The sequence below is a fragment of the Geobacter sulfurreducens PCA genome (genome assembly GCF_000007985.2).
GTDB classification, from domain to species: Bacteria; Desulfobacterota; Desulfuromonadia; order Geobacterales; family Geobacteraceae; genus Geobacter; species Geobacter sulfurreducens.
In genome coordinates this window covers 2,283,085-2,297,767 of sequence record NC_002939.5, presented here as the reverse complement: position 1 = coordinate 2,297,767, position 14,683 = coordinate 2,283,085, and the positions used below count along the sequence as shown (strand labels likewise).

Sequence of the window (14,683 nt, the reverse complement as noted above, 5' to 3'; positions counted from 1 at the left end):
CTTGTTAATGGTCAAATGTCCTTGAGGGCGGGGTTGATCTCGATCTTCGCCTTGCTCCGAAGCTCTTCGATCCATTTGCGATATTCGTCGTCCTGCTTGCGCGGCAGGATCTCCTGCTTGATCTTTTCCTTTTGCGCCGCAAAGTTGGCGGCGTTCAGCTCGGTGCGTTCCTTGAGGCGGAAGGCAATCCAGCGGGCGCCTACCCGGATCGGCTCCTTGGGTGCCGGCGCCGCGGTGGTGAGTTTGAAGGCTGCTTCCATGAGCTCCGGCGAGGCGCCCACCGTGGGGATGTTCCCCTTGGCGTCGAAGGCGAAGGGGCCGGAATCCCGGAGCGTGAGGCCGGTCGAATCGCCTTTGGCCAGCTTTGCCTGGGCCTCTTCGGCTTTCTTCTTCGCCAGATCCACTGCCTTCGCTGTCTTGGCCTTCTCTTCGACCTGGGCGCGAATCTGGGCCAGCGGCGGCACTTCGGCGGGTTTGCGCTCCTTGATCTTGATCAGGTAGATTCCCTTTTTCGTTTCCACAGGGCCACCCAGTTCGCCCTCCTTGAGGATGAAGGCCCGGCGGATCAGCTCTGTTTCGCCGGCCAGGGCGGGTGCGGGCTGCTGGGCCGTGAACAGGGCGGTCTCTTCCGTCTTGGCGCCCAGGGCCCGGGCCACGGCGCCGATGTCGCCGGTTGCCTTGTTCTTGTTGATAGCGGCGGCGGCCAGTTCGTAAGCGTGCTGACCGGCCTTGAAGCGCCGGGCGTCCTCCCGGACCTTCTCCTTGACCTCGGCCAGCGGAAGGATGCCTGCAGGTCCCTGGTAGCGGTCGATGTTCTTCTGGTACCAGGCCTGGATATCGGCCTCACTCACCTCAAGGCCACCCACCTTCAGGGGATCGACCATCACGTAGGTGATGCTGATCTTCTCGGGGGTCTTGAAGTCGTTCTGGTTCTTGGCGAGAAAGTCGGTAAGCTCCTGGTCGGTGAGCTTGATCTCCGCCTTCACGTCGTCGGGGGAGTAGGATACATAGGAAATCGCGAGCCGGTCGTTGCGCTTGCGGAAAAGCTCGCGCGCCTCGTCGTCGCTCACCGTGGCCCGGGATTTGATCTGGTCCTGGGCCTTCTTGATCATCAGCTCATCCTTCTGCCCCTCTTCGAACTCCTTGGGCGCAATCCTGTTGGCTTTGAGGACCTGTACGTACTGGTTGAAGCTGAAGGCTCCGTTCACCTGGAACGAGGGCATGGCGGCGATGGCCTGCTGAACATCATCCTTGCTGACCTTGATTCCCATATCCCGGGCGGCGTTGCGAACGAGCGCACCTTCGACGAGGGTGTCGAGGGCCTGCTTCTTGACGTTGAGCTGTTTTTCCAGGTCGGGGGTGAGGGCGGGACCGTAGAGCTGGACATAAATGTCGCGCAGCCGGTAGTAGGTCCGCTGAAATTCCTCGTAGCTGATTTTGGTCCTGTCGACCTTGACGGCGTAGCTGGAAGGAGTCAGCTTGCCTTCTCCCTTGCCCCAGACCAGGAAGATGGTTCCGATGAAGGAGAGAACGATGACGCCGAAGACCACCTTGATGACGGGGGACTGCTTGTACTTCCTCATGATGCCGAGCATTGGCGGGGACTCCTTTGTGCCGGATGGATTCGGATGCGCCGTGGAAACGACGGGTCCGAATACTACTATAAGTACCTATGGGAACGCAACATGATTACACTATCCGGCGCTTTTCCCCCTTGCACGCTGGATGGGTTTCTGCTACGATTCAGCGCTTCAAAAACGTCATTCCCCCTTTGCATGCGTGAAAGGATTCAGAGTCCATGCTCAAGATATTCGACAGCCTTTTCGGCTTGTTTTCCAATGACCTGGCAATCGACCTCGGCACCGCCAACACCCTCGTTTACCTGAAGGGGAAGGGGATCGTGGTGCGTGAGCCGTCCGTCGTGGCGGTGCAGAAGACCAATATGGGCCAGCAGAAGGTGCTGGCGGTGGGGATGGAAGCCAAGAAGATGCTCGGCCGCACGCCGGGCAACATCACCGCCATCCGCCCCATGAAGGACGGCGTCATCGCCGATTTCGACATCACCGAGGAGATGCTCCGCTACTTCATCCATAAGGTTCACAACCGCAAGACCCTGGTTCGTCCCCGGATCGTCATCTGCGTTCCCTCGGGGATCACCCAGGTGGAGAAGCGGGCCGTCAAGGAGTCGGCCGAGTCGGCCGGCGCCCGTGAAGTCTATCTGATCGAGGAGCCCATGGCGGCAGCCATCGGCGCAGGCCTTCCCATTACCGAGGCGAGCGGCAACATGATCGTCGATATCGGCGGCGGCACCACCGAGGTGGCGGTCATCTCGCTGGCAGGCATCGTGCTCACCAAGTCGGTACGGGTCGGCGGCGACAAGATGGACGAGGCCATTGTCCAGTACATCAAGCGCAAGTACAATCTCCTCATCGGCGACCGCATGGCCGAGATCATCAAGATCGAGATCGGCGAAGCCTATGCCGCCGGCGAGATGCGGACCATGGAGGTCAAGGGGCGGGACCTGGTGTCCGGCATTCCCAAGACCACTGAGATCAATTCGGACGAGATTCGTGAGGCCCTGTCCGAGCCGGTCAATGCCATCGTGGACGCCGTCAAGATCTGCCTTGAGCGGACCCCCCCCGAGCTTGCCGCCGATATCGTGGACCGGGGAATCTTCCTGGCCGGCGGCGGTGCCCTTCTGCGTAACCTGGACATGCTCCTGCGCGAAGAGACGGGGCTGCCGGTCTTCATCGCCGACGACCCTCTCTCCTGCGTCGTTCTCGGTTCCGGCAAGGTTCTCGACGAGCTGAACCTGCTCCGCCGGGTCGCCGTCAGCTCCTGACCGGACGCCGTCCCCCCGGACGCATACACATTGTTTGCACGGCCGCACCTCACCCGATGTGCGGCCGTGCCGTCATCCCCTCTATCCAGTCACACGGCAGCATTCCGATGGCATCCTTCTCCGTCGACATACTCGTTCCCGTCTGGAACCGTCCCGTTGAGACACGCAACTGTCTCGTGTCACTCGTGGAGTCCACTCAGGAAGCTCGCCTCATCCTCATCGACAATGGCAGCGACCGGGAAACCGAACGACTCCTCGAAGAGTTCGCCGAGCGGCTCGGCGAGCGGGCCCTGCTCCTGAGGAACGATATCACCAGCGGCTTTGTTCCGGCGGTGAACCGTGGCCTGTCCCGGGCCGAAGCCCCCTTCGTCGTGATCGTGCGTAATACCACAGTTGTGGCGCCCGGCTGGCTCGAGCCACTGGTGGAACTGGCGAGGGCACGGTCCGAGATTGGTCTCGCAGTTCCCCTTCTGGTGTTGGATGCCGCCACGTCGCGCCGCGGCAGGGGGAAGCCTGATGTGACGGTAACCGAGGTCTCCCACGGCTCCTTTGCGGCGATGCTGATCCGTCGTTCCCTGTTCGAGCGCATGGGCGGCTTTGACGAAGAACTGGACGGCGATCTCTTGTGTCTCAGGGACTACTCCCGCCGGGCCCTGGCCGGAGGGTGCCTGACCCTGGCAGCCGAAGGCGTGCCGGTGGCCTTTCGGGATGAGGTGCTGCTCGGCTCGCCCACGCGCCGCCGGGAGCTGGTCAGTGCCAGCGTGGCAACGGTGGATGCCCGTTGGGGCCGCGAGGCTTCGTTCCTCGTCTATTTCCCTGCCGAGGCGGACCCGGAGGTCGTGCGCGCCCGATTCGGCGTGCTGCTGCGAGCGGCCCGCATGGGCCATCGCTTCACCGTGGCGATCGGTTGTAAACTCAGGCGGGCGGTTTCTGCCGCAGGGCTCGGTTCCCTGCACCGCAGCATCGTCGTGGAGGAACTGCCGCGCTTTTTCGCCCCCTCCGCCCTCCGCAGGATCGCGGACCGCTGTGCGGCCGAGGAGAACGACCTCGTCTGGGTGGCAGGGATCGACGGCATTGATCTGCCCGGGGAAATGTTCTTTCGTCCATTCGCGTGGCTCGAGGGGGAGGTCGATGCCCGGGAAGAGGAGCTCTACCGGCGCGAAGGGGAGCAAAATCCGGTGACAGCCCCGGCCGATTGCGTTACAGTAGCAATTTCCGACGGAACCCGCCAGGGGGATGAGCGGAAGGAGGTGGCCCAGTGATAGACGACATTACGGCACAACTGCGCGCCGGCCGACAGGTCCTGGAGGCGCTCGAACGGGAACTGGCAGGCCGCATCGCATCGTTCGCGGAGCTCCTTGCCGATTCTCTGGCAGGGGGGCGCAAGCTCCTCGTCATGGGGAACGGCGGCTCGGCTGCCGATGCCCAGCATTTCGCGGCGGAGATCGTCGGGCGCTTCAAGCTCGAGCGCCGGGGACTGCCGGCCGTGGCGCTTACCACCGATACCTCCATTCTCACCGCCATCGGCAACGACTATGGGTTCGACGCCATATTCCGCCGCCAGGTGGAAGCCCTGGCCGACGAAGGGGATGTGGTGGTGGGTATTTCCACCAGCGGCAACTCCCGCAACGTTCAGGAAGCCCTGCTCCTGGCCCGTGAGCGCGGCTGTCGTACCATCGGACTCCTGGGCCGGGACGGTGGTTCCATCCGCGATATCGTGGACCTGGATCTCACCGTGCCGAGTGCCGATACCCCCCGCATCCAGGAGGGGCACATAACCATTATTCACATCGTCTGCGACTTGGTCGAAAAGAGGCTGTTCCCATGAAATACCGTCCCGTGGACCTTTCCGGAGTCACCACCTATCCCCTTGCCGAACGGAAGAACAAGGTGAGCATCCGGCGCGATTTTGCCGGATCGGTCACGTCGGGGATGAGCGTTGCGGATCTGCTCCGGTCCCTGCCGAACCAGTTGGGCGCAGAGGCCCTCACGGGAGTCATCGGCGCCGTGGTCTCCGCCCGAGAAAAGGGGAAGCCGGTTATCCTGGCCATGGGGGCCCACGTCATCAAGTGCGGTCTTCAGCCGGTCCTGAAGGCACTGGTGGAGGCCGATGTCGTCACGGCGGTTGCCCTGAACGGCGCCGGGTCCATCCATGACTACGAGTTGTCGCTCATTGGCGAGACGAGCGAGGATGTGGGGGCGGTTCTCCACTGCGGTACCTTCGGCATGGCGGAGGAGACCGGTAGCCACATCAACCGGGCCCTCAGGGAGGGTGTCGCCCGGGGCCTGGGCTATGGCGAGTCCGTGGGACGGTTCATTGTCGAGAACAATAATCCCCACCGCGCGTCGAGCCTCCTGGCCACCTGCGTGGAGCACGATATCCCGGTGACGGTCCACGTGGCGGTCGGCACCGACATCATCCACCAGCACCCCGAGGCGGACGGCGCGGTCATCGGCGAGGCCACCTTCAGGGACTTCCGGCTGCTTACCTCCGTGGTGGCCGACCTGGGCGACGGCGGCGTCTATCTGAACGTGGGAAGCGCGGTGCTCCTGCCCGAGGTATTCCTCAAGGCCCTTTCCATCGCCCAGAATCTGGGGCACCACGTGGATCACTTCTCAACCGCCAATTTCGATATGCAGCAGCATTACCGGCCCCTGCAGAACGTGGTGAAGCGTCCCACGTCGGGCAAGGGACGGGGATACACCATCACCGGCCACCACGAGATCATGATCCCGCTTCTGGCGGCGGGCATCCTGGACCGGATACGGGGGTAGGGGAGCCATGGAGCGCAAGAACGTCGAATCTCTTTTTGCCCATGCCGGGGCGATCAACGCCCTGGTGATCGGCGACCTGATGCTCGACCAGTACCTGTGGGGCAAGGCCGAGCGGATTTCCCCGGAGGCGCCGGTTCAGGTGGTGGACGTGACCCGGGAGGAGATCCGGATCGGCGGCGCCGGCAACGTGGCCAACAACCTGGTGGCCCTCGGCTGCCGGGTGAGCGTGGCGAGCGTGGTGGGGGGGGACGAGAACGGCACCATTCTCCTCCATGCCTTTTCCGGCAAGGGGATCGACGTGACCGGCATCGTGGAGGACCCGTCGCGCACTACCAGCCGAAAGACCCGCGTCCTCGCCTCAAACCAGCAGATCGTCCGGATTGACCGGGAATCCCGGGACGAGATCGGCCCGGACAACGAGCGGCGCATCGTCGACTACCTGAACGCCCACGGCGACCGCTTCAACGTGATCCTCGTGTCGGACTATCTGAAGGGGGTCCTGACCCCGACGCTCCTGGCCGAGGTGATCGCTTTTGCCCGCAAGCGCGAAATCCCCGTCGTGGTTGATCCAAAGGGGAGCGACTACGCGAAATACCGGGGTGCCACGGTTTTGACCCCCAACCGGAAGGAGGCGGAAGCGGCCTCCGGCATCGCCATCCGCGACGATGAGAGCCTCTGCCGGGCCGGCGAGCGGCTGCTGGAGACGGCCGATCTGACCGCTCTGGTCATCACCCGGAGCGAGGAGGGGATGTCGCTCTTCCTGCGGGGCGGCCAGGTGGTGCATATTCCCACCTATGCCCGCGAGGTATTCGACGTGACCGGCGCCGGCGATACCGTGCTGGCCGTGCTCGGCATGGCCCTGGCCGGCGGGGTCGGTTTCGCCGACGGGGCCCGGCTGGCCAATGTGGCGGCCGGCGTGGCGGTGGGGAAGGTGGGCACGTCCACGGTATCTCCTGCCGAGATTGTCGGATCGCTGGGATTCCAGCACGGCGAGGGGGACGCCAAGGTCAAGAACCTGGATGTCCTCGCCGGCATCATCGCGGCGGAAAAGGCGCAGGGCAAGCGGGTGGTGTTCACCAACGGCTGTTTCGACCTTCTGCACGTGGGGCACGTCAAATATCTCCAGAAGGCCCGCAGCTTCGGCGACCTGCTGGTCCTGGGTCTCAACAGCGATGCCTCCATCCGGCGGCTCAAGGGTGAAAAGCGCCCGCTCATCGGCCAGGAGGAACGGGCCCACATCCTTGCTGCCCTGGATTGCATCGATTACGTGGTCGTTTTCGATGAAGACACTCCGCTCAACCTGATCGAGACCCTCAGACCGGCGGTGCTGGTCAAGGGAGGCGACTACACCCTCGACGGGGTAGTGGGGCGCGAGGTGGTCGAATCCTACGGAGGGCGGGTGGAACTGGTGGCCTTCGTGGACGGTCGCTCCACGACGAACATCATCGAGAAGATTCTGAAGGCCTACGGCGAGGAGTGACCGGTGACGGGTGGCAGACGCGCTGTTTTTCTCGACCGTGACGGCACCATCAATGTTGAAAAGGGCTATGTCCACCAAGCCCATGAATTCGAGTTCGTCCCCGGAGCCCCCGAGGCGATCCGGCTCCTCAACGGAGCCGGTTTTCTCGTGGTGGTGGTGACCAACCAGTCGGGGGTTGCCCGCGGATACTACGACGAGGAGGCGGTGCACCGGCTCCATCGCTTCATGGATGCCGAACTGGCCAAGGATGGTGCCTTCGTCGACGCCTACTACCTTTGTCCCCACCATCCCCACCACGGCGTGGGTCCCTACCGCATCGAGTGCTCCTGCCGCAAGCCCCTGCCGGGGATGCTTACCGGCGCCGCTCGGGACATGGACATTGATCTGGCCCGTTCGTACCTGATAGGCGACAAGATGTCCGACGTGGAAGCGGGGTTGGCTGCGGGCTGTACCTCTCTGCTCGTCCTCACCGGGTACGGTGATGACGAGTGTCCCCGGGTCCCCGCCGGGGTCCTGGTCTGTGCCGACATCCTTGCCGCCACCCGCCGGGTTATTGAGCTGGAGGGAGATAGCGTTTGACGCTGTTTTGCCCGCTGTGCTATAACTACTGATTTAAAGAGATGTTTTCGGTGTCGAGGGCACTGAAGTTCAGGAGAGTCCATGGCCATTTCCAAGGGAATCATACTTGCCGGCGGAGCCGGCAGCCGTCTGTATCCTCTCACGCTCGTCGCCAGCAAGCAGCTCCAGCCGGTCTACGACAAGCCGATGATCTACTATCCCCTTGCCACGCTCATGATGGCGGGGATCAAGGACATCCTGATCATTTCTACCCCCCACGATACCCCCCGCTTCCAGGCGCTCCTGGGCGACGGCTCCCGGTGGGGGATAACCCTTACCTACAAAGTGCAGCCCGAACCCAAGGGAATCGCCCAGGCGTTCCTGGTGGGCGAGGAGTTCATCGCCGGTGACCCGGTCTGCCTGATCCTGGGAGACAACATTTTTTACGGCAAGATGGGGCTCGACCGTCTGGTGCAGGATTTCACGACGGGAGCCTGGATCTTCGGGTACTACGTGAACGACCCCGAACGCTACGGCGTCGTCCAGTTCGACGGCAACGGCAAGGCCATCGGCATCGAGGAGAAGCCTGCCCAGCCCAAAAGCAACTATGCCGTCCCCGGCCTCTATCTCTACGACGGCAGGGTTGTGGACGTCGCCCGCAACCTGGCGCCGTCTCCCCGGGGTGAGCTGGAGATTACCGACGTGAACCTTGATTACCTGCGGCGGGGCGAACTCATGGTGGAAAGACTCGGGCGCGGTATTGCCTGGCTCGATACCGGAACCCACCAGAGCCTGCTGGAGGCATCACATTTCATCGGTACCCTCGAGGCACGCCAGGGGTTGAAGATCGCCTGCCTGGAGGAGATCGCCCTGCGTATGGGATTCATCGACTGCCGCCGGATGGCCGAGGTTATCGCCGAGACCCCCAAGTCGTCCTACCGGGACTACCTGGCCCGTATCTACAATGAAACCGAACTGTGCGGAGGTGTTGTTCATGAGCGTTAGTCCCGAGTTCACCCGCGGCAAGATCCACGACGTGGTGGTGAAGCCCCTTGGCAAGTTCCTGGACGAGCGGGGCTGGCTCGCCGAACTGTTCCGCAGCGACGAAACCGATCCCGCGACCATGCCGGTCATGGCCTACGTTTCCATGACCCGGCCGGGCATTGCCCGGGGGCCTCACGAGCACGTGGACCAGACCGACTGGTTTTGCTTTATCGGTCCGTCCAATTTCAAAGTCTATCTCTGGGACTCCCGGCCCGACTCGCCGACCCACGGCGTGAAGCAGACCCTGTTCGCGGGGATCGACGCGCCAATGTCCGTTATCGTGCCGCCGGGCGTCGTCCATGCCTACAAGAATGTCGGCGGTGTTGACGGCATTGTCTTCAACGCGCCCAACAGGCTGTATGCCGGAGAGGGAAAATCCTCACCGGTAGATGAGATCCGCCACGAGGACGTGGCCGGGTCCCCCTTCATCCTGGATTGACCATTCCGACACAATAGGCCGGATTTACGCTGACCGCAGGGGGGCATTGCCTCCCTTGCGCGTTTGTACCCGTCACGGAGTTGACGTGCGCTGCGAGCATTGAATGCTGGAGCTGATCAGAAAATATCGAGTCTATATCGTGGCGGCCGTGGCCCTGCTGGCCGCACTCACCTTCTACTCCCTGAACCTGCGCCAGAAGGAGCAGGCCAACCTGTTCGAGCGGGTGATCATCGACCTGTTTGCACCCGTTTACAATCTGGGCTCACGGGTCAGCACCTTTATGGGAAGCGTCTGGGGCGATTACATTGACCTAGTCGATGTGCGCCGCGAGAATAAGGAGTTGCGTGAGTCGGTCAAGATCCTGAACGGCCGGATCATGGAACACCGCGAGGCAATTCATGAAAACGGCCGCTTGCGGCAACTTCTCGGCTTGAAGGGAACGGTCGGACTCCCCTCGGTGGCCGCCCAGGTCATCGGAGAAGACAACTCTCCCTGGTTCAAGACGCTGGTCATCAACCGGGGCGCCGTGGATGGTCTCGCGGAAGGGATGCCGGTGGTTGCCGCCAGCGGTGTGGTCGGCCAGTTGGTCAAGGTTGCCGCGGGCAGTTCCCGGGTACTGCTGCTCACGGACCATGCCAGCGGCATAGCCGCCGTGGTGCAGCGCTCCCGCGCTCGGGGGGTGGTCAAGGGGCAGGGGGGAGGACTCTGCAGCCTCGAGTTTTCCCTGCGGGAAGAGGATGTGAAAGTCGGCGACGTGGTGGTCAGTTCCGGCATGGGAGGGATTTTCCCCAAAGGGCTGGTTATCGGTGAGGTCACCATGGTAAAGAAGGGGGAGTACGGAATCTTTCAGAACATCAACATCCGCCCCGCCGTCAATATTGCCCGGCTCGAGGAAGTACTCGTGCTGATTCCCCGGAACAATGATTAAGCTCATCTGGTACGCCATTCTCGTCTTTGCCGCGATCATCCTGCAAGTGTCCGTGATTCCGACGCACATCGCCGATCCCTTTAAACCGAACCTGCTTATTCTGTTCGTAGTGTTCATGGGGTTGCGCGAGGAGCTCGGCTGGGGAGTGCTCGCTTTTGTCCTCGGTCTTCTGCACGATTCGTTCAGCGGGCTCTACCTGGGGCTCAACGCCTTTTCCTACTTGGTCATTTTCCTGCTGTTCAGCCTCGTGGCCGGGCGCCTCTACACTGACCGCCGTTCACTCATGATCCTCGGCACCTTCTCGGCAACCATGGTCAGCGGCCTGTTCAGCCTGCTCCTGCTGCTTCTGTTTTCTTCTTCCCACGGCATCTATGCTTCGCTGCTCGAAGGCCTGGTTCCCCAGAGCCTCGTGAATGCCCTTGTCGCCTCCATCGTCTTCACCTTCACCCCCCTTGCACGGTTGGGGGACATTCGATGAACGGTCAGCGCTTCATACGCGATACGCAGGAGCCGAAGCGACAGCTGGTCGTGCTGCTTATCGCGGTGGGGGTGTTTTTCTTCATCCTCGTCACGCGGCTCTGGTACCTCCAGATTATCAAGGCTGAGGATTTTCAGAGCCTTTCCGAAAACAACCGGCTGCGCCTCGTGCCCGTCGCGGCGTCCCGCGGGACCATATTCGACCGTAACGGAGCGGTCCTGGTGAGCAACCGGCCTTCCTTCAGCGTTGCCGTCATTCCCCAGGAAGTCCGCGATCGCGATTGGCTGGTCGATCAACTGGTTACCCTCCTTGGTGCCGACAGGGATGAACTCGTCAAAAAGTGGGAGAAAGGGAAGGGACGTGCCCGCTACTATCCCATCGTTCTCGCATCGGGGATCACCCGTGACCAACTGGAGCTTCTGGAAGAGAAACGGCTCTGGCTCCCCGGCATCGAGGTCGAGATGAAGCCGGTACGTCAGTATGAGAACGGTACACTGGCGGCTCACCTGCTGGGCTACATCGGTGAAATCTCGGACGAAGAGCTGAAAAACCCGGCCTTTGTCGGCTACAATTCAGGCGATTACCTGGGCAAGAGCGGGATTGAGCGCAGCTGGGAAGAGGTGCTCCACGGCCACGACGGTGGACGGCAGATCGAGGTAGACGCCCGGGGGCGGATCCTCAGGACAATTGCCGAGACGCCCCCCACCATGGGGTCGAGCCTGGTCCTGACCATCGACGCGCAACTTCAGAAGCGGGCGGAGCAGGCTTTTGGCGACCAGGCGGGAGCTGCGGTGGTCATGGAAGTGAACACCGGCGAAATTCTGGCATTCGTCAGCAATCCCGAATTCGATCCGGCTCTGTTCGCCGGCAGGATGCCCCCCGAAATCTGGAAACAATACCTGGAAGACAAGCGCCATCCCCTGGAGAACAAGGCCTTGAAGGGGCAGTATCCGCCGGGATCGACCTACAAGATCATCACCGCTCTGGCAGGGCTTGAAGAGGGGATCATCGACGACCACACTACGGTAACCTGCAAGGGTTCTTATGCGCTAGGGAATACCACGTTTCGCTGCTGGGACAAGAAGGGGCACGGAGCGGTCGATCTGAGGCGAGCCCTTCGCGAGTCGTGCGACGTCTACTTCTATGTGCTCGGCGAGAAGCTCGGCATTGACCGGCTTTCCGCCTATGCCCAAAAGTTTGCCCTCGGTGCGCCCATGGGGGTCGGCCTGGACAATGAAAAGGGTGGGCTCATCCCCACCTCCGCCTGGAAGCTTCAGCGGCACAAAACCAGGTGGTTCCAGGGAGATACGCTGAGTGCGGCCATCGGCCAGGGCTACGTCCTCATGACCCCCATCCAGCTGGCATCAATGACCGCTGCCATTGCCACGGACGGTATCGTGTACCGGCCCCGGCTGGTAAAGCGGATCATTGACCGCGACGGCAAGGTCCTCAGGGAGTTTCAGCCGGAGATCATCACCCGGGCCGATATTTCGCCGCGCAGTTTCAAGTCGGTCAAGGAAGGACTGTGGGCTGTCGTGAACGAGTCGGGTGGTACCGGCGGCATGTCACGGATTCCTGATGTCCGGGTCGCCGGCAAGACAGGGACTTCTCAGGTCGTCAAGCTGAGAGATACGCGCGGGTTTATCCCCTATCAGTATCGCGATCACGCCCTGTTCGTGGCCTACGCCCCCTATGAGCACCCCGAAGTTGCTGTTGCGGTGGTGATCGAACACGGCGAGCACGGAGGCTCGGCGGCGGCACCCATTGCCGGCAGCATTCTGCGCGCCTACTTCGAAGGGAAGGGGGTCATCCGCCGACCGGTCAAAGCCGGGAAGGGAACTGCCGCCGGGGACGACGGCTCCGGGGAAAACGCGACATCCGACGAAGGGGCGCAGCCCCGCGAGGATCAGGAATAGACAATGATCGACCGACGACTCATCACCAACTTCGACTGGATGCTGCTGGGACTCGTGCTGCTTATCTGTGCGGTAGGAGTTGTGAATATCTACAGCGCCTCATCGTCGTACGTTCTGTCGGGCACACCTTACTATCTCAAGCAGATGTCCTGGGTTTTGGTCGGCCTCGCCATCATGCTGCTGGTCTGCAGCATCGACTACCACCTGCTGGAGGATGTTGCCTACTGGTTCTACGGCATCCTGTTCCTTCTCCTGCTCGTGGTGCTGGCTTTCGGCAAGACTTCAATGGGAGCCACCCGATGGCTTCACCTGGGATTTATCAGTGTTCAGCCATCTGAACCCATGAAAATCATAGGGATCATCACCATGGCCCGCATCCTGGCCAATATTCCGGTGTCAGGCGGCCTGGGGCTGCGGGAGCTGGCCTTCCCCGCCCTCATGATCGGTGCGCCCGCCATTCTCATCATGAAGCAGCCCGATCTCGGCACGGCGATACTTGTCATCCTCATTGCCGGATCCATGCTCGCGTTTGTCGGCATCCGTCTTTCCGCGCTGGCTGCCGTATGCATTGCCACCGTACCGGCCGTCTGGCTTGGCTGGCATTACTATCTCAGGGATTATCAGAAAAACAGGGTTCTCAATTTTCTGGATCCTGAGAGGGACCCGCTCGGCACGGGGTACCACATCATCCAGAGCAAGATTGCCGTGGGATCGGGCGGCCTGTTCGGCAAGGGATTTCTCCAGGGGACCCAGAGCCAGCTCCGCTTCCTGCCGGAACAGCACACGGACTTCGCATTTTCCGTTTTTGCCGAGGAATGGGGATTTGTGGGGAGTCTTGTTGTTCTGCTGCTTTACGCGGTGCTCACCCTGTGGGGGCTCCAGATTGCACGGCGCTGCAACGACCGTTTCGGAAGCCTCGTGGCTGTGGGCGTCACGGCAATGCTTTTCTGGCACATCATCATCAACATCGGTATGGTAATCGGACTCTTCCCCGTGGTCGGGGTGCCATTGCCTCTGTTTTCCTACGGCGGCACATCCATGATCACGTCAATGACGGGCATTGGCATTCTCCTTAACATCAGCATGCGACGCTTCATGTTCTAGGAGAAGGCGGCCCGCCTTACGCAACCTTCTTGTTGAGCAGAACAATCCCTTCAAATTCCTGAATCCAGATCGCACCACAGGTGGTGCATTCCAGCAGATTATCGGCATAGCCGTCAGAGTGCATATCAATGGCGATTCCCGTGTGATCGTTGCAGATAGGGCATTTCATGGCTCTTTTCTCCTTTGCGTTGCTTTCTTTTACTAAACTATAGAAGAGATTAGATGGGCAAACAAGAGGTAAAATACATATAAATATCACTAAAACAATAGTTTACGCCTGCAGGTGGCCTCGAAGCGTACACCGCCATTATGCTGTCTCGCTCGAACGACTAACAGCGAGGATACGAAGGGTAGTCCTAATACTCTGAATTTACGGGCGAATCGTGGATAAAACGAAATTATGTATTCATGATCGGTAGTTGGACTGATTTTCGAGAATCAGGCAGCTGAGATCGCAAAAAAAATATCAGGTGCAATTTTCAAACTGAAGTTAGGGAAATTGCGCATGAGATTCGGACTGACCCTGTTGTGACTCATCAAATCGCCTGGGATGACACCATATGCCTTCCATTGGATCAAAAATTTCGGCTCGACGCTTGCAATTTTGAGATAGTGTTAACATTAGAGGATATGGTTGTTGGTAGTAGTTGAATATATTAATTAAATGTAACATGATGTGTTTTCATTGTTTCATGTAAGTTTGGTAATGACTCAGTCGCAAGTGCCGCCTTTAAGGGTCTGGCTATTTCACGGTGACGACAGTCAATTGACGTAAAATTGACCAACTTGATCCGGTCAGATAGGTGCTGCTCGTCTGTCGCTGCTAGTTATATGCAGTAAAATAGCGTATCAGGCGAGCTTGGCGGAAGAGAACGTCAAATTCTTGTCTGGCGGGATTGCAAGTATGTGTGTTGCTAATTTGTTGCTGAACGTTAAAATGGCCTTTAAAAGTATGTTGACAAAAAGCTCTGAATAGCTACAGTACACAGTTGTGTTTATCCTACTTAATGATATATGTGATGCGATATCCCGGCCCTGCTCGCCCCCTGAACACAGCCAGGTACCATCTGAAAAATCTGCCCGAAGACCATTCCGGCCTGCGCATCGCCGGACGCAGAG

The 14,683-nt window shown here is 60.5% G+C and carries 14 protein-coding genes; 12 read left to right on the top strand and 2 right to left on the bottom strand.

All coding sequences use genetic code 11. The annotated features are described in order from the left end of the window. Positions 1-11 precede the first annotated feature (11 nt). On the bottom strand, positions 12-1,595 hold the full coding sequence (locus tag GS_RS10490; RefSeq protein ID WP_010942732.1) for a peptidylprolyl isomerase: 1,584 nt from the start codon (positions 1,593-1,595) through the stop codon (positions 12-14). A gap of 203 nt (positions 1,596-1,798) precedes the next feature. Between GS_RS10490 and GS_RS10485 the strand changes: the two genes are divergently transcribed. From GS_RS10485 to rodA, 12 genes are all read left to right on the top strand, one after another. Next, entirely contained in the window at positions 1,799-2,842 is a 1,044-nt protein-coding gene (locus GS_RS10485) for a rod shape-determining protein (protein ID WP_010942731.1), read from the top strand. 56 nt (positions 2,843-2,898) lie between these two features. Continuing rightward, complete coding sequence (locus GS_RS10480) at positions 2,899-4,104, top strand: glycosyltransferase (RefSeq protein WP_235044870.1); 1,206 nt, start codon at positions 2,899-2,901, stop codon at positions 4,102-4,104. Beyond that, the gene (gene gmhA / locus GS_RS10475) at positions 4,101-4,670 is read left to right on the top strand and encodes a D-sedoheptulose 7-phosphate isomerase (protein ID WP_010942729.1); all 570 of its coding nucleotides are present in this window, start codon (positions 4,101-4,103) and stop codon (positions 4,668-4,670) included. Before GS_RS10480 ends, gmhA begins: the two co-directional genes overlap by 4 nt. After that, positions 4,667-5,617, top strand: coding sequence for a hypothetical protein (locus tag GS_RS10470; protein WP_010942728.1), 951 nt, complete (start codon positions 4,667-4,669; stop codon positions 5,615-5,617). Before gmhA ends, GS_RS10470 begins: the two co-directional genes overlap by 4 nt. Positions 5,618-5,624: 7 nt before the next feature. Further along, positions 5,625-7,097: a D-glycero-beta-D-manno-heptose-7-phosphate kinase gene (gene rfaE1 / locus GS_RS10465; RefSeq protein ID WP_010942727.1), complete on the top strand. Its 1,473-nt coding sequence runs from the start codon at positions 5,625-5,627 to the stop codon at positions 7,095-7,097. 3 nt (positions 7,098-7,100) lie between these two features. Then, positions 7,101-7,676 carry a D-glycero-beta-D-manno-heptose 1,7-bisphosphate 7-phosphatase gene (gene gmhB, locus GS_RS10460; protein ID WP_010942726.1) on the top strand — a complete coding sequence of 192 codons (576 nt, stop codon included), beginning with the start codon at positions 7,101-7,103 and terminating at the stop codon, positions 7,674-7,676. An 81-nt stretch (positions 7,677-7,757) separates the two neighbouring features. Beyond that, positions 7,758-8,660, top strand: coding sequence for a glucose-1-phosphate thymidylyltransferase RfbA (gene rfbA, locus GS_RS10455; protein ID WP_010942725.1), 903 nt, complete (start codon positions 7,758-7,760; stop codon positions 8,658-8,660). Next, positions 8,650-9,138, top strand: a complete 489-nt coding sequence (locus GS_RS10450) for a dTDP-4-dehydrorhamnose 3,5-epimerase family protein (protein ID WP_010942724.1) — start codon at positions 8,650-8,652, stop codon at positions 9,136-9,138. Before rfbA ends, GS_RS10450 begins: the two co-directional genes overlap by 11 nt. 103 nt (positions 9,139-9,241) lie before the next feature. Further along, positions 9,242-10,066 carry a rod shape-determining protein MreC gene (gene mreC, locus GS_RS10445; RefSeq protein WP_010942723.1) on the top strand — a complete coding sequence of 275 codons (825 nt, stop codon included), beginning with the start codon at positions 9,242-9,244 and terminating at the stop codon, positions 10,064-10,066. Then, positions 10,059-10,544 carry a rod shape-determining protein MreD gene (gene mreD / locus GS_RS10440; RefSeq protein ID WP_010942722.1) on the top strand — a complete coding sequence of 162 codons (486 nt, stop codon included), beginning with the start codon at positions 10,059-10,061 and terminating at the stop codon, positions 10,542-10,544. Before mreC ends, mreD begins: the two co-directional genes overlap by 8 nt. Beyond that, positions 10,541-12,460 (top strand): penicillin-binding protein 2, encoded by a 1,920-nt coding sequence (mrdA, locus tag GS_RS10435; protein ID WP_010942721.1) that lies wholly within the window; start codon positions 10,541-10,543, stop codon positions 12,458-12,460. The genes mreD and mrdA overlap by 4 nt, the downstream gene beginning before the upstream one ends. A gap of 3 nt (positions 12,461-12,463) precedes the next feature. Continuing rightward, on the top strand, positions 12,464-13,564 hold the full coding sequence (rodA, locus tag GS_RS10430; RefSeq protein WP_010942720.1) for a rod shape-determining protein RodA: 1,101 nt from the start codon (positions 12,464-12,466) through the stop codon (positions 13,562-13,564). Between the two features lie 16 nt (positions 13,565-13,580). Here rodA and GS_RS17430 read toward each other — a convergent pair whose 3' ends face one another. Beyond that, positions 13,581-13,733 carry a hypothetical protein gene (locus tag GS_RS17430; protein ID WP_010942719.1) on the bottom strand — a complete coding sequence of 51 codons (153 nt, stop codon included), beginning with the start codon at positions 13,731-13,733 and terminating at the stop codon, positions 13,581-13,583. Positions 13,734-14,683: the final 950 nt, after the last annotated feature.

Excerpts from the sequence above, each read along its gene's own strand:
- GS_RS10490 (WP_010942732.1), bottom strand. The coding sequence starts at position 1,595 with ATGCTCGGCATCATGAGGAAGTACAAGCAGTCCCCCGTCATCAAGGTG.
- GS_RS10485 (WP_010942731.1), top strand. The coding sequence starts at position 1,799 with ATGCTCAAGATATTCGACAGCCTTTTCGGCTTGTTTTCCAATGACCTG.
- GS_RS10480 (WP_235044870.1), top strand. The coding sequence starts at position 2,899 with ATGTGCGGCCGTGCCGTCATCCCCTCTATCCAGTCACACGGCAGCATT.
- GS_RS10470 (WP_010942728.1), top strand. The coding sequence starts at position 4,667 with ATGAAATACCGTCCCGTGGACCTTTCCGGAGTCACCACCTATCCCCTT.
- rfaE1 (WP_010942727.1), top strand. The coding sequence starts at position 5,625 with ATGGAGCGCAAGAACGTCGAATCTCTTTTTGCCCATGCCGGGGCGATC.
- rfbA (WP_010942725.1), top strand. The coding sequence starts at position 7,758 with ATGGCCATTTCCAAGGGAATCATACTTGCCGGCGGAGCCGGCAGCCGT.
- GS_RS10450 (WP_010942724.1), top strand. The coding sequence starts at position 8,650 with ATGAGCGTTAGTCCCGAGTTCACCCGCGGCAAGATCCACGACGTGGTG.
- mreC (WP_010942723.1), top strand. The coding sequence starts at position 9,242 with ATGCTGGAGCTGATCAGAAAATATCGAGTCTATATCGTGGCGGCCGTG.
- mreD (WP_010942722.1), top strand. The coding sequence starts at position 10,059 with ATGATTAAGCTCATCTGGTACGCCATTCTCGTCTTTGCCGCGATCATC.
- mrdA (WP_010942721.1), top strand. The coding sequence starts at position 10,541 with ATGAACGGTCAGCGCTTCATACGCGATACGCAGGAGCCGAAGCGACAG.
- rodA (WP_010942720.1), top strand. The coding sequence starts at position 12,464 with ATGATCGACCGACGACTCATCACCAACTTCGACTGGATGCTGCTGGGA.
- GS_RS17430 (WP_010942719.1), bottom strand. The coding sequence starts at position 13,733 with ATGAAATGCCCTATCTGCAACGATCACACGGGAATCGCCATTGATATG.